The 12,780-nt window shown below is 60.4% G+C and carries 14 protein-coding genes; 6 read left to right on the forward strand and 8 right to left on the reverse strand.

Translation table 11 applies throughout. The features are described 5' to 3' along the window. Positions 1-87: 87 nt before the first annotated feature. Entirely contained in the window at positions 88-1,425 is a 1,338-nt protein-coding gene (locus KVG85_RS23535) for an MFS transporter (RefSeq protein ID WP_024014417.1), read from the reverse strand. 354 nt (positions 1,426-1,779) lie between these two features. Here KVG85_RS23535 and quiC point away from each other — a divergent pair, with 354 nt between their 5' ends. Both quiC and KVG85_RS23545 read left to right on the forward strand, forming a co-directional pair. Further along, on the forward strand, positions 1,780-3,681 hold the full coding sequence (quiC, locus tag KVG85_RS23540) for a 3-dehydroshikimate dehydratase QuiC (RefSeq protein WP_217865165.1): 1,902 nt from the start codon (positions 1,780-1,782) through the stop codon (positions 3,679-3,681). Between the two features lie 102 nt (positions 3,682-3,783). Continuing rightward, on the forward strand, positions 3,784-4,461 hold the full coding sequence (locus KVG85_RS23545) for a TetR/AcrR family transcriptional regulator (protein ID WP_217865166.1): 678 nt from the start codon (positions 3,784-3,786) through the stop codon (positions 4,459-4,461). Between the two features lie 117 nt (positions 4,462-4,578). Here KVG85_RS23545 and KVG85_RS23550 read toward each other — a convergent pair whose 3' ends face one another. Together KVG85_RS23550 and aroQ are read right to left on the reverse strand one after the other, a co-directional pair. Beyond that, positions 4,579-5,433, reverse strand: coding sequence for a shikimate dehydrogenase (locus KVG85_RS23550; protein WP_217865167.1), 855 nt, complete (start codon positions 5,431-5,433; stop codon positions 4,579-4,581). Between the two features lie 5 nt (positions 5,434-5,438). Further along, positions 5,439-5,879 (reverse strand): type II 3-dehydroquinate dehydratase, encoded by a 441-nt coding sequence (gene aroQ / locus KVG85_RS23555; RefSeq protein WP_122698513.1) that lies wholly within the window; start codon positions 5,877-5,879, stop codon positions 5,439-5,441. A gap of 327 nt (positions 5,880-6,206) precedes the next feature. Here aroQ and KVG85_RS23560 point away from each other — a divergent pair, with 327 nt between their 5' ends. Further along, complete coding sequence (locus KVG85_RS23560; protein ID WP_217865168.1) at positions 6,207-6,635, forward strand: DUF4160 domain-containing protein; 429 nt, start codon at positions 6,207-6,209, stop codon at positions 6,633-6,635. Next, a complete protein-coding gene (locus KVG85_RS23565; protein WP_217865169.1) occupies positions 6,632-7,078 on the forward strand; it encodes a DUF2442 domain-containing protein in 447 nt (148 codons plus the stop codon). Before KVG85_RS23560 ends, KVG85_RS23565 begins: the two co-directional genes overlap by 4 nt. Positions 7,079-7,132: 54 nt before the next feature. Here the strand turns inward: KVG85_RS23565 and trmA are convergent, their stop codons facing one another. Both trmA and KVG85_RS23575 read right to left on the reverse strand, forming a co-directional pair. Next, positions 7,133-8,212: a tRNA (uridine(54)-C5)-methyltransferase TrmA gene (gene trmA, locus KVG85_RS23570; protein ID WP_217865170.1), complete on the reverse strand. Its 1,080-nt coding sequence runs from the start codon at positions 8,210-8,212 to the stop codon at positions 7,133-7,135. After that, positions 8,209-9,504, reverse strand: a complete 1,296-nt coding sequence (locus tag KVG85_RS23575) for an NCS2 family permease (RefSeq protein ID WP_217865171.1) — start codon at positions 9,502-9,504, stop codon at positions 8,209-8,211. Before KVG85_RS23575 ends, trmA begins: the two co-directional genes overlap by 4 nt. 220 nt (positions 9,505-9,724) lie before the next feature. On the opposite strand from KVG85_RS23575, the gene KVG85_RS23580 reads away from it, so the two are divergent. Next, positions 9,725-10,171, forward strand: a complete 447-nt coding sequence (locus KVG85_RS23580; RefSeq protein WP_217865172.1) for a DUF4879 domain-containing protein — start codon at positions 9,725-9,727, stop codon at positions 10,169-10,171. Positions 10,172-10,238: 67 nt separating this feature from the next. After that, complete coding sequence (locus KVG85_RS23585) at positions 10,239-10,790, forward strand: DJ-1 family glyoxalase III (protein WP_217865173.1); 552 nt, start codon at positions 10,239-10,241, stop codon at positions 10,788-10,790. A gap of 4 nt (positions 10,791-10,794) precedes the next feature. Here the strand turns inward: KVG85_RS23585 and KVG85_RS23590 are convergent, their stop codons facing one another. From KVG85_RS23590 to KVG85_RS23600, 3 genes are all read right to left on the reverse strand, one after another. Beyond that, positions 10,795-11,082 carry a HigA family addiction module antitoxin gene (locus KVG85_RS23590; protein WP_016773085.1) on the reverse strand — a complete coding sequence of 96 codons (288 nt, stop codon included), beginning with the start codon at positions 11,080-11,082 and terminating at the stop codon, positions 10,795-10,797. A 14-nt stretch (positions 11,083-11,096) separates the two neighbouring features. Next, the gene (locus KVG85_RS23595) at positions 11,097-11,375 is read right to left on the reverse strand and encodes a type II toxin-antitoxin system RelE/ParE family toxin (protein WP_217865366.1); all 279 of its coding nucleotides are present in this window, start codon (positions 11,373-11,375) and stop codon (positions 11,097-11,099) included. Positions 11,376-11,475: 100 nt separating this feature from the next. Next, positions 11,476-12,711: an MFS transporter gene (locus tag KVG85_RS23600; RefSeq protein ID WP_217865174.1), complete on the reverse strand. Its 1,236-nt coding sequence runs from the start codon at positions 12,709-12,711 to the stop codon at positions 11,476-11,478. Positions 12,712-12,780 lie beyond the last annotated feature (69 nt).

Genomic DNA, 12,780 nt, shown 5'->3' on the forward strand with positions numbered 1-12,780 from the left:
AAGCGGTGTGTCAGTCGCCATATTCGGTGGCTGACGTGACGCCTTCGCGAGCAGGCTCGCTCCCACAATGGGATGTATGCAGGCAGGTTATTCGGTAACGGTCGGAATCTTGCGCGGTGCCATGAAGTACATCCACGTCAGTGCGAGGAAGTACATCGCCGGAATCAGCGTGAACAGCACCGTGTAGTTGTTGTTGGTGACGGTGAGGATGTGGCCGACGATCTGGGTCATGAACATCCCGCCGATCGCCGCGCACATGCCGCCGAAGCCGAACACCGTGCTCATCATGTGCTTGGGCGTGTAGTCCATCACCAGGCTCCAGATGTTCGCAGTCCAGGCCTGATGCGCGCCGATCGCCAGCGAGATCGCCGCCACCGCCACCCACAGATTCGCCGAGCCGGCAGCCATCACGACGCCGATGATGCAGCAGGCGAACAGCAACATCGACAGCAACCGCGCCTTGATCGAGTTCATGCCGCGACCGATCAGGAACGAGGACAGAATCCCGCCGCCGACACTGCCGAAGTCAGCCGTGACGTAGATGATGATCAGCGGAATACCCATCTGCGTCACGTTGATGCCGAGGTTGTATTGCTGATTTAGAAACGGCGGCAGCCAGTACAGATAGAACCAGAACACCGGCGCGGTCAGCGAGTAGGCGAGGGCGAAGGCCCAGGTGCCGCGCATGCGCAGGATCTTGCTGAACGGCACGCGGGCCTGTTCCGGTTCGACTTGCTGCTGGATGTAATCGAGTTCCGACTGTTTAACCGTTGGGTGATCTTCCGGATTGAAATACTTCAGGCCCCAGAACAACAGCCAGATCCCGCCGAGTGCGGCCATGCACAGGAACGCCGCTTGCCAGCCCCACACATGCAGGACCAGTGGCAGCAGCATCGGCGTGAACATCGCGCCGACGTTGGTGCCGGCGTTGAAGATGCCGGTAGCGACAGCGCGTTCACCGGCCGGGAACCACAGGCGCGTGGTTTTCACACAGGCCGGATAGTTGGCCGCTTCCGTCAGGCCGAGGATGAAGCGGCAGACCATGAAGCCGACTGCCGAGGTCGCCAGGCCATGGGCACCGGTGGCCAGGCTCCAGAGCAGTACGGCGCAGAAGAACACGCGCTTGACGCCGACACGGTCGATCAGGCGTCCCTGCAGGACAAACCCGATCGCGTAGCCGACCTGAAACCAGAAGTTGATGTTGGCGTAATCCATCGCCGTCCAGCTCATTTCCTTGGCGAGGATCGGCTGCATGACGCCGAGGGCGGCGCGGTCGATGTAGTTGAGGGTGGTGGCGAAAAACACCAGCGCCAGCATGCCCCAGCGGGTCTTGCCGACAGCCATGGCGCCGCGGATCTTGTCGCCAATGCCACCCGTGGCAGTGCTCATGGCCGGAGCCATGCGGGAAGTCTGTGAAGGAATCATGTGTTCCACCCGTTTTTGGATTTGTTATTTGGTGTTCTTTTCTGTCGAACACCTTGCCCGGTGGTTAGTGGCCGGACTCGATGTGCAACCGATGTTGGGCAGTGAACAAAAAATCGTCAATTCGCCAAATCGCCTTAGTGTTCGATAATCGCACGCAAAACTAACCGGGTAGTACACTTTAAATTGCTGCGCGCAGCGATGCAGCCAATAATTTCCCTCACTATAAAAACCCATTCCCTTGTAGGAGCTGCCGAAGGCTGCGATCTTTTGATCTTGATTGGAACGCAACAGCAAAGATCGCAGCCTTCGGCAGCTCCTACACAAGATAAAGCGGCGCAGTCCGGGAGTTGAAACATGCAGCGTTCCATTGCCACCGTTTCCTTGAGCGGCACCCTGCCGGAAAAACTCGAAGCCATTGCCGCCGCCGGGTTCGACGGCGTGGAGATTTTCGAAAACGACCTCCTGTACTACGACGGCAGTCCCCGGGAAATCAAACAGATGTGCGCCGATCTCGGCATCGCCATCACCCTGTTTCAGCCGTTCCGTGACTTCGAAGGCTGCCGCCGCGATCGCCTGGTGCGCAATCTCGAGCGCGCCGAGCGCAAGTTCGATCTGATGCAGGAACTTGGCACCGACCTGGTGCTGGTCTGCAGCAACGCCTCGCCGGACAGTGTCGGCGATCAGCAAATCCTCGTCGATGATTTGCGCCTGCTGGCCGAACGCGCCGGCGCCCGTGGCTTGCGCATCGGTTACGAAGCGCTGGCGTGGGGCCGTCACGTCAATACTTATCAACAGGTCTGGGACATCGTTCGCCAGGCTGATCACCCCAACCTCGGCGTGCTGCTCGACAGCTTTCACACCCTTTCGCTGAAGGGCGATCCCAGCGCGATCGCCGACATTCCCGGCGACAAGATCTTCTTCGTGCAAATGGCCGACGCGCCGATCCTGGCCATGGACGTGCTGGAGTGGAGCCGGCATTTCCGCTGTTTCCCGGGGCAGGGCGAATTCGATCTGCCGGGTTTCCTCGCGCCGATCATCAAGAGTGGCTATACCGGGCCGTTGTCGCTGGAAATCTTCAACGACGGCTTCCGCGCCGCGCCGCCACGGGCCAACGCTGCCGACGGTTTGCGCTCGTTGCTGTATCTGGAAGAGAAGACCCGTCAGCGTCTCGAGCAGGAAGCGACGCCGGTGGCCAACCGTGACATTCTTTTCGAAACGCCGCCGGCCAGCGAATACAACGGTGTGGAATTTCTTGAGTTTGCCGTCGACGAAGCGCTGGGCGCGAAGCTCAGTCACTGGCTGCAACGCCTGGGGTTCGCCAAGGCCGGGCAGCATCGCTCCAAGAGCGTCAGCCTGCTGCGTCAGGGCGATATCAACCTGATCCTCAACTCCGAGCCGTATTCGTTCGCCCATAGCTTTTTCGAAGCCCACGGCCCGTCGCTGTGCGCCACGGCCGTGCGGGTCAAGGACAGCGCCAGTGCGCTGGCCCGCGCAGTCGCTTACAAGGGGCAGCCCTATCGCGGGCTGGTCGGGCCGAATGAACTGGAGCTGGCGGCGGTGCGCGCACCGGACGGCAGCCTGATTTATCTGGTCGATGCGGACGCCGATGTGTACGGCACCGATTTCAACCTGTTGCCCGACGCGCAGACCGGCGGCGGCCTCAAGCGTATCGATCACATGGCCATGGCGTTGCCGGCCGACAGCCTCGACAGTTGGGTGCTTTTCTATAAAAGCCTGCTGGATTTCGAAGCCGACGATGAAGTGGTCTTGCCCGATCCGTACGGTCTGGTGAAGAGCCGCGCACTGCGCAGCCGCGACAGTTCGATCCGGCTGCCGCTGAACATCTCCGAGAACCGCAACACCGCCATTTCGCATGCGCTATCGAGTTATCGCGGCTCCGGTGTGCACCACATCGCTTTCGATTGTGACGACATCTTCGCCCAGGTCAGTCGCGCCAAAGAGGCCGGCGTGCCGCTGCTGGACATCCCGCTCAATTATTACGACGACCTCGCGGCGCGTTTCGATTTCGACGATGAGTTTCTCAGCGAGCTGGCCTATTACAACGTGCTCTACGACCGTGACGCCCAGGGCGGCGAGTTGTTTCACGTCTACACCGAGCCGTTCGAGGGGCGTTTCTTCTTCGAGATCATCCAGCGCAAGAATGGCTATGCCGGCTACGGCGCGGCCAACGTTGCGGTGCGGCTGGCGGCGATGGCCAAATCCCGCAGCGGCGCGGTGCGTCAGGCGAAGTTGTAGGGAATTCGTAAACGCGGGATCAAACACGGGCTGCGCGGCTTCCTTCACTGTCCCGCGCGGCCCATAATCGCCAGCTTGTGCAGTGATGGCCGTGAGCCCGCGATGACCATGAATTCAGAACTTTCCGCCGCTGCTGTCGAGTCCGAGGCAGTGCCGCGCAAGAGTCGCAAGAACAATCCGGAAAAGACCCGCGAGAACATTTTGCAGGAGGCGATCGTCGAGTTCGTCCAGCAGGGCTTGTCCGGTGCCCGCGTCGACGCGATCGCCGAGCGTATCCACACCTCCAAGCGCATGATTTATTACTACTTCGGCAGCAAGGAGCAGTTGTACGCCGAGGTGCTGGAGAAGCTTTACGGCGATATCCGCAGCACGGAAAACCGCCTGCATCTGGACGAACTGCCGCCCGAGCTGGCGATCCGCCGGTTGGTGGAATTCACCTTCGATCACCATGACCACAACGTCGATTTCGTGCGCATTGTCAGCATCGAAAACATCCACAACGCCGAGTACGTAAAGCGTTCCGATGCGATCAAGGCGCTGAACAACACGATCCTCGACACCTTGGGCGGGATTCTGCAACGAGGCGCGGACGAGGGTTTGTTCCGGCGTGGCATCGATGCGCTGGACGTGCACCTGCTGATCAGTTCGTTCTGCTTCTATCGCGTGTCGAACCGCCACACGCTGGGAGAAATCTTCCAGATCGACCTGCCGGACGAAACCATCAAGCAGCGCCACCGCGAGATGATCTGCGAATCGGTGTTGCGCTACCTGAAGGCCTGAATCGATCTTCCCTGTGGGAGCGAGCCTGCTCGCGAAAGCGGTGCGTCAGTCGCCCTGTTCGTTGACTGAATCGACGCCTTCGCGAGCAGGCTCGCTCCCACAGAGTTACCCTGTTGTTCAGCCATTCATGCTCTGAAAATGCTCAAGCATGCGCTGCGCATCCGGCACCACGCCGCTGAACAGTTCAAACGCCTTCACCGCCTGAAACACCGCCATGTTGCCGCCATCCAGCGTGCGGCAACCCAAGGCGCGGGCGTCGCGCAGCAGTTCGGTTTCCAGCGGGAAATACACAATCTCCGCGACCCACATTGCCTTGCGCAGCAACCCGGCGGGCACCGGTGAACCCGGCAGCTTGGCCATACCCATCGGCGTGGTATTGACCAGGCCATCGGCCTGCGCCAGCGCCCTGAGCAAATCCGCTCCGGCCTGTGCGCGACTGGGGCCGAAATGTTGATTCAGATTGTTTGCCAGGCTCTCGGCACGCTCGCGGTCGACATCAAAAATCGTCAATTGCCGTACGCCTTCGCTGAGCAGCGCGTGGGCCACCGCCGCGCCAGCGCCACCGGCGCCCATCTGGACTACACGTTCACGGGCAGCGTCCGTCAGACCCCGGCGAAAACCCTCGGCGAAACCGAGGCAATCGGTGTTGTGGCCGACACGCTTGCCGTCCTTCAGCACCACGGTGTTCACCGCGCCGATGCCCCGGGCCTCCGGCGACAATTCGTCGAGCAGCGGGATGATTGCCTGCTTGCACGGGAAGGTGATGTTCAGCCCGGTGTAATTCATCCGCTCCGCCGCTTGCAGCAGGTCGGGCAGAGCTGTGCTGTCGAGGTGCAATTGATCGAGGTCGATGAGCTGGTACAGATAACGCAGGCCCTGCGCATCACCTTCGTGCTCATGCAGTGCCGGCGTGCGCGAAGCTTGAATCCCGGCGCCGATCAGCCCGGCGAGTATCACCTTGGAACGCGACATGGTTCTTACCTCTGCAACCGCTGGCTGAAATGCTCCAGCGCCAGGCGATAGCCATGGCTGCCGAACCCGCACATCACCGCCGTGGCGATTCCTGAAACAAATGAATGATGACGAAACGGCTCACGGGCGTGGACGTTGGACAGGTGCACCTCGATCACCGGCAACTCACTGGCAACCAAGGCATCGCGAATCGCCACGGACGTGTGCGTCCACGCCGCCGGATTGATCACGATCCCGGCACAACGACCGCGCGCAGCGTGAATCCAGTCGAGCAGCTCGCCTTCATGATTGGTCTGGCGAAATTCTACGGTCAGGCCGAACTCGTCAGCCGCGCGACCACACAGTGCAGAAATATCCGTCAGGGTTTCATGACCATAGGTCGCCGGCTCGCGGGTGCCGAGCAGGTTCAGGTTCGGGCCGTTAAGCACCAGAACGATAGGGGACATTGGGGTAACTCCACTTATTGTTTTTGGCATCGGCCGAGAGGGTTCAGCCTGTGGAGATAAAATGTACTAGATGGTTACATCGGTCAATTGGACAACTTTAAGAGCCGTAATTTTCGTTCGGTGATCGCACAGGGGGGATCATGCCAAGCGTAATTTCAAAACGTAACGACAGCTTTTCTTACGTTTTTCTCGGCTCATTTCTCGAGCACCAACCCCACGCCCGCTAGTCTTCAGTGACCTCCGGCACATCGCTTTGTGTTAACCGGTCGTCGGACTCGAAAGGAAATTCGAGATCTGGAAATTCATTAACCTAACGGATGGGTTAGTATGAAGTTATGCAGCTACAAAGGGATGTCGATTCGCATCATGTTGAGAGACGAACACTGCCCACCGCACGCCCATGTAGATGCGGGTGCCTGGAATGCCCGCTTCCGGTTCAGCTTCTGGCATAACGAAGTTGATCTGTGGGATGTCGTGCCGCTGTCCCGACGACAACCGCTCACTGTGCTTAACGGCTTGTGTCTGTCACTTGGACAACCGGCGCACTTGCGTCGAGCACGAGGGATCTGGTGGTCGGCCGTGAAGACCGCTTGTCTCGATAATCAGATATGGGACTGCCAGGCAAACGAAGTGCCCGTAATGAAACCAGTCACCGACGAGACCTACAGGATCGGATCGGCGCGCTATGACCCCGACGAAGACAAGGTGCTGCTGTCCTTGATCGGCAAGTTGGAAGGAGTTGAGATCGAATTATGAAAGTCATCAAGGCAAAACCGTCGGTGCATCGTCCCCTGACGGAAGAGATGCTCGATGCCGCCATCACACTTGGCGAAGCACGACAGGCCAATAGTTTGCAGACCGTGTCAGTGAGCTTCGAAGGGTCCTCTTTGGTCATTCGTTTCGAGGACGGCAGCGGTGTGTTGCTGCCGGTAAAGCTGTATCCCGAATTCGAGGGGTTTGAAGCGGCCGATTATGCAAGCCTGACGATCGGCTTCGGCGGCACTGCGCTGTGCCATGAGGGCAAGGACCTGGATATTTCCATTGCCGGAATGATTTCGGCGAGCCCGTCACTCATGCGGATGGCCGCGTCGGTCGTCGCTTCGCGCAACGGGCGTCAAAGCAGTGCTGCCAAATCTGCAGCCGCACGAGCCAATGGCAAGAAAGGCGGGCGTCCACGCAAAACTGATATTGCGCCTTAGCACCCACAAAAAAGCCGTCAATCACGACGGCTTTTGCGTATCCGATACCCGCAATCAACGCCGGGTCAGCAGCACACCGGATTCCATGTGATGGGTCCACGGGAACTGGTCGAACATCGCGCACTTGGTAATGCGGTGGGTGTCATGCAGCTGGGCGATGTTGGCCGCCAGGGTGTCAGGGTTGCAGGAGATGTAGAGGATGTTGTCGAAGCGCCGGGTCAGTTCGCAGGTGTCCGGGTCCATGCCGGCGCGTGGTGGGTCGACGAAGACGCTGCCGAATTCGTAGCTCTTCAGATCGATGCCGTGCAGGCGACGGAACGGGCGCACTTCGTTGAGCGCTTCGGTCAGTTCCTCGGCGGATAAACGCACCAGCGTGACGTTATCCACAGCGTTTTCGCTGAGATTGCTCAGGGCCGCGTTGACCGAAGTCTTGCTGATCTCGGTGGCGAGCACTTTGCGCACGCGAGTCGCCAGCGGCAGGGTGAAGTTGCCGTTGCCGCAGTACAACTCGAGCAGATCGTCGCTGCGATCGCCCAAGGCTTCGTATGCCCAATTGAGCATCTTCTGGTTCACCGTGCCGTTGGGCTGGGTGAACGCGCCTTCGGGCTGGCGATAGCTGAAGGTGCGACCGCCGACTTCGAGTTTCTCGACGACATAGTCCTGACCGAGCACTTCGCGCTTGCCTTTGGAGCGGCCGATGATGCTCACGCCGAGATCGGCCGACAACTGAGTGGCTGCCGCATGCCAGTGCTCGTCCAGCGGACGGTGATAGCACAGGGTGATCATCGCGTCGCCGGCCAGCGTGGTCAGAAATTCGACCTGGAACAGCTTGTGGCTCAGCGCCGAACTGGCTTGCCATGCCGCTTTCAATTGCGGCATCAACTGGTTGATGCGCAGGCTGGCAATCGGGAATTGCTCGATGAGGATCGGCGTGCGCTTGTCGTCCTGGGAGAACATCGCGTAATGGCGTTCGCCGCCCTCGCGCCACAGACGGAATTCGGCGCGCAGGCGGAAGTTCTGCAGAGGCGAATCAAACACCGTCGGCGCAGGTGCATCGAACGGCGCCAGCAGATCACGCAAGCGCGTGACCTTGGCTTCGAGTTGTTCGGCGTAGGCTTGGGAATCGAAAGTCATGCGTTGAACCAACCCAGCTTGATCACAAACAGAATCGACAGAATCACCAGTGCCGGGTTCAGCTCACGGGCACGGCCGGACAGCAGCTTGATGGCAGTCCAGGCGATGAAGCCGAAGGCGATACCGTTGGCGATCGAATAGGTGAACGGCATCGCCAGTGCTGTGACCACAACCGGCGCAGCCACGGTGATGTCGTCCCAGTCTATTTCCGCCAGGCCGGAAGTCATCAGCACGGCGACGAACAGCAGCGCTGGTGCGGTGGCGAATGCCGGAACGCTGGCGGCCAGTGGCGAGAAGAACAGCGCCAGCAGAAACAGGATCGCCACGACGATGGCGGTCAGGCCCGTGCGGCCACCGGCACTGACGCCGGCTGCGGATTCGATGTAACTGGTGGTGGTCGACGTACCCAGCAGGGAGCCGGCCATGGCCGCCGTACTGTCGGCGATCAGCGCGCGGCCCATTTTCGGCATGTGGCCGTCCTTGCCCATCAGGCCGGCGCGCTTGGCGACGCCGATCAGGGTCCCGGAGTTGTCGAACAGGTCGACGAACAGGAAGGCGAAGATCACGCTGACCAGACCGATGTCCAGTGCGCCTTTGATGTCCAGTTGCAGGAAGGTCGGCGCCAGCGACGGCGGCATTGACAGGATGCCGCCGAACTCGGTGACATTCAGTACGATCGAGGCGATGGTCACTGCCAGAATCCCGATCAGCACTGCGCCGCGCACTTTCAGTGCTTCGAGGGCGACGATCACTGCGAAACCGATAGTCGCAAGGATCGGTGCCGGCTTGGTCAGATCGCCGAGGCCGACCATGGTTGCCGGGTTGCTGACCACGATGCCGGCATTGTGCAGGGCGATCAGCGCCAGGAACAGGCCGATACCGGCGGCGATCGCCGAGCGCAGTGGCAGCGGAATGGCGTTGATGATCCATTCGCGGATGCGGAAGATCGACAGCAGGAAAAACAGCACGGCGGAAATGAACACCGCACCCAGCGCCACCTGCCAGGTGTGGCCCATGTGCAGCACCACGGTGTAGGTAAAGAAGGCGTTCAGGCCCATGCCCGGAGCGAGGGCGATCGGGTAGTTGGCGATCAGGCCCATTACGGTCGAGCCGATGGCGGCCGCCAGACAGGTGGCGACGAAAATCGCGCCCTTGTCCATGCCGGTCTCGCCGAGGATGCTCGGGTTGACGAACAGAATGTAAGCCATGGCCAGGAAAGTCGTGACGCCCGCAAGAATTTCGGTGCGCACGTTGGTGTTGTGTGCCTTGAGTTGAAACAGCCTTTCCAGCATGTCTGCTCCCCGTGGCGCGCATGGCGCCGTGAATGTATCGACCTCAACAGCAAAGCACAGACCGTCGCAAGCGCCTGGGAAATTGTCGTGGGCCGGAAAAAGCCGCGCATCATACCAGCCGCGTGAGGAATTTGGCGGATGTTGGTGTCGATCGTCGGCGAAGTTTTGCGCAGCCGACAACTGCGCCATACTGCGCGCTGATTTTTTGGAGTGGGCAGGCATGCGCAACGGTTGGATCAGGATTTTCGGATGGATTGCAGCACTGGTGGTGACAGCTCCGGCGTTCGCGGCATCGGCACCGCCGTTGACCGAGGTGAAGGTGATCAAAGTGCAATCGCCATCTTGCGGCCTGGAAGATATCGCCGATAACCAGCCGCAAACCCAGTGCAATCACAGCGGTCCGAACATCAAAGTCTACGTGCTGGAAGTCGGCTATGGCCAGAACCAGCCACACGTGACGCTGGATGGCTTCGAGGTCAACGGCACCCGGGTCCCGGTGTGCGCCTTCGATAACGGCAACCTCACCGAATGCACGCCTGGCAGCAAAACCGTCGGTTCTCTTTATACCTTCAATCTGGCCGGCAAACAGCAAGGCACCTTCAGCTTCAGCAATACCTCGATCAATGCCCCGCGCAACACGCTTTCGACCCAGCTTTACATCAAGTAACGGCTGTCTGCGAACAGGGTGGGACAAAGCTGACTACGCTTGACTGACTACCCAGCGGAAAGCGCCCATGACTTCCAGAGCCCTGATTGCCCTCGCCGAGGGCATCGACGATTTGCAAAGCGTGACCCTGATCGACGTACTGCGCCGCGCCGGCATCGAAGTGGTCGCCGCCAGCATCGAAGGCCGGCGCATGCTGACCTGCGCGCGCGGCACCCGCCTGACTGCCGACGGCATGCTCGTCGATGTGCTTGCGCAGAGCTTCGACCTGATTGTCCTGCCGGGCGGTGCCGTCGGTTCCCGGCATCTGGCGGCGCATCAGTCCTTGCAGCAGTTGCTCAAAGACCAATCCAGCGCCGGCCGCCTGTTCGCCGCCATCGGCGAAGCTCCGGCTGTCGCCCTGCAAGCATCAGGCGTGCTGCGCCAGCGACGCATGACCTGCCTGCCCGGCGCCAGCCATCAGTTGTCCGGCTGTACGTTTGTTGATCAACCGGTGGTGGTCGACGGCAACTGCATCACCGCCCAAGGCTCGGGCGCGGCACTGGAGTTTGCCCTGACCCTGGTCGAGCAGCTTGGTGGCAAGGCGTTGCGGGCGAGGGTGGCGGGGGAGTTGATGGCCTGACGGGTCAGCCGTGGGCTGCGAGGGGTTCTATCATTGGTTGCTCACGGTGCTCCGCTTGCCAAAGATCGTAGTCGGTTTGGACGCCTAGCCAAACGCGCGCCTTGCCGATCCCTGCACGCTCAAGTCGTACTGCCAGATCCGGGCTGATTGGCGCGTGTCCGTGCAGTACGCGCGAAAGATGCGGGCGTGCAAAGCCAAGGTGCCGGGCCAATTCGCTCACGCTGATACCAAGCTCGGGCAAGACATCGAGCAGCAGGGTTTCACCGGGGTGTGGCGGGTTGTGCATGGGCATGAGCCTGCCTCCTGTCAGTGGTAGTCCAGATAATCGACCAATTCGATATCCGAACCGACAAAACGAAAGATCACTCGCCAGTTGCCTGAAACGCTGAGCGACCAGTATTCGCTCAGCTCACCTTTCAACGGATGCAGGTGCCAGCCGGGCAAGTCCAGGTCTCCGGGAAGCGTCGCTCGATCCATGAACTGCAACATGCGCGAAAGCCGTTTGGCATGGTCGGCACGAATTCCACGAGTCGTACCTGTTTCATAGAAGCCACGAAGGCCTTTGTGCTGAAAGGATTTGATCATGGCGGCGAGTGTAAGGCGATACATTACACCCGGTGCGGTAACTATGTACCGCACGTTGTCGCTTGATATGTGCTGAGCAGGTGAGTTTTTTCCAAAAACGTCAGACCTTCTCTTCCACCGGCACATGCATCCGGTCCCGATTCGCCAACGTCGGAAACAGTTTGATCCACGTCCCCGTCACCACCAGCGTGCCGATCCCGCCCATGACCACCGCCGGCACGGTGCCGAACCAGTGGGCAGTGAGGCCGGATTCGAATTCGCCCAACTGGTTCGATGCGCCGATGAACAGCCCGTTCACCGCGCTGACCCGGCCGCGCATTTCGTCGGGAGTTTCCAGCTGTACGAACGAGGCACGGATGACCATGCTGATCATGTCCGCTGCGCCGAGCACCACCAGCACCGCCAGGGAGAACCAGAACGAGGTCGACAAACCAAACGCGATAGTGGCGACGCCGAAGATGCCGACGGCGGTGAACATCACCCGGCCGACATTGCGTTCCACGGCAAATCGCGCGAGAAACAGCGACATCAGCAACGCACCCACCGCCGGCGCCGAGCGCAACAGGCCAAGACCCCACGGGCCGGTCAGCAGAATGTCCTTGGCGAACACCGGTAGCAACGCCGTGGCGCCGCCCAGTAATACGGCAAACAGATCCAGCGAGATCGCGCCGAGGATGTCCGGGCGGCCGCGGATGAAGCGAATCCCCGCCAGCAGCGAGTCCAGCGTGGCTTTGCCTTTATTCAATGGCGTCTGGCGTGCCGGCAGGTTGAGCATCAGCGTGCAGGCGATCACATACAGAAGTACGGTTGGACCGTAGACCCAGACGCTGCCAAATGCATAGAGCAAGCCGCCGAGGGCCGGGGCGACGATTGTGGCCGACTGTTGCGCCGATTGCGCGGCAGCGACGGCGCGGGGGAACAGGGCGCTGGGGACGATGCTTGGCAATAGCGCCTGGGTCGTCGGCATTTCGAACGAACGGGCGGCGCCGAGCAGGAAGGCGAGGATGAAAATCATCTCGCGGGTGACGTGATCGGTGGCGCTGCCGATAGCCAGCGCCAAGGCAATCAATGCCTGCAACGACTGGCAAAGCGCGGCGACCTTGCGCCGATCGTAGCGATCAGCGACATGGCCGGTGTGCAGCATGAACAGCACCCGCGGGGCGAATTCGACCAGCCCGACCAGGCCCAGATCCAGCACGTTGCCGGTCAATTGATACAGGTTCCAGCCAATTGCCACGGTGAGCATCTGGAACCCGCTGGCCGTGAAAATCCGCGCCAGCCAGAAAGCCATGAACGGACGATGGTGACGTAACAGCAGGGGCTCTTGTGTGGGCATCTGAAGGCAGGTCTTGGACGAGTGAACGGCGAGATTATCACCAGTATGTAACAGGAAGTTGCTAGGAGA

This window comes from Pseudomonas triticicola (assembly GCF_019145375.1).
Classification (GTDB): domain Bacteria; phylum Pseudomonadota; class Gammaproteobacteria; order Pseudomonadales; family Pseudomonadaceae; genus Aquipseudomonas; species Aquipseudomonas triticicola.

Bases quoted from the DNA above. Each gene is read 5' to 3' on its own strand.
- KVG85_RS23560 (WP_217865168.1), top strand. From the start codon at position 6,207: ATGAAGTTATGCAGCTACAAAGGGATGTCGATTCGCATCATGTTGAGA.
- KVG85_RS23550 (WP_217865167.1), bottom strand. From the start codon at position 5,433: ATGTCGCGTTCCAAGGTGATACTCGCCGGGCTGATCGGCGCCGGGATT.
- KVG85_RS23565 (WP_217865169.1), top strand. From the start codon at position 6,632: ATGAAAGTCATCAAGGCAAAACCGTCGGTGCATCGTCCCCTGACGGAA.
- KVG85_RS23545 (WP_217865166.1), top strand. From the start codon at position 3,784: ATGACCATGAATTCAGAACTTTCCGCCGCTGCTGTCGAGTCCGAGGCA.
- trmA (WP_217865170.1), bottom strand. From the start codon at position 8,212: ATGACTTTCGATTCCCAAGCCTACGCCGAACAACTCGAAGCCAAGGTC.
- KVG85_RS23595 (WP_217865366.1), bottom strand. From the start codon at position 11,375: ATGATCAAATCCTTTCAGCACAAAGGCCTTCGTGGCTTCTATGAAACA.
- quiC (WP_217865165.1), top strand. From the start codon at position 1,780: ATGCAGCGTTCCATTGCCACCGTTTCCTTGAGCGGCACCCTGCCGGAA.
- KVG85_RS23580 (WP_217865172.1), top strand. From the start codon at position 9,725: ATGCGCAACGGTTGGATCAGGATTTTCGGATGGATTGCAGCACTGGTG.
- KVG85_RS23535 (WP_024014417.1), bottom strand. From the start codon at position 1,425: ATGATTCCTTCACAGACTTCCCGCATGGCTCCGGCCATGAGCACTGCC.
- KVG85_RS23585 (WP_217865173.1), top strand. From the start codon at position 10,239: ATGACTTCCAGAGCCCTGATTGCCCTCGCCGAGGGCATCGACGATTTG.
- aroQ (WP_122698513.1), bottom strand. From the start codon at position 5,879: ATGTCCCCTATCGTTCTGGTGCTTAACGGCCCGAACCTGAACCTGCTC.
- KVG85_RS23590 (WP_016773085.1), bottom strand. From the start codon at position 11,082: ATGCCCATGCACAACCCGCCACACCCCGGTGAAACCCTGCTGCTCGAT.
- KVG85_RS23600 (WP_217865174.1), bottom strand. From the start codon at position 12,711: ATGCCCACACAAGAGCCCCTGCTGTTACGTCACCATCGTCCGTTCATG.
- KVG85_RS23575 (WP_217865171.1), bottom strand. From the start codon at position 9,504: ATGCTGGAAAGGCTGTTTCAACTCAAGGCACACAACACCAACGTGCGC.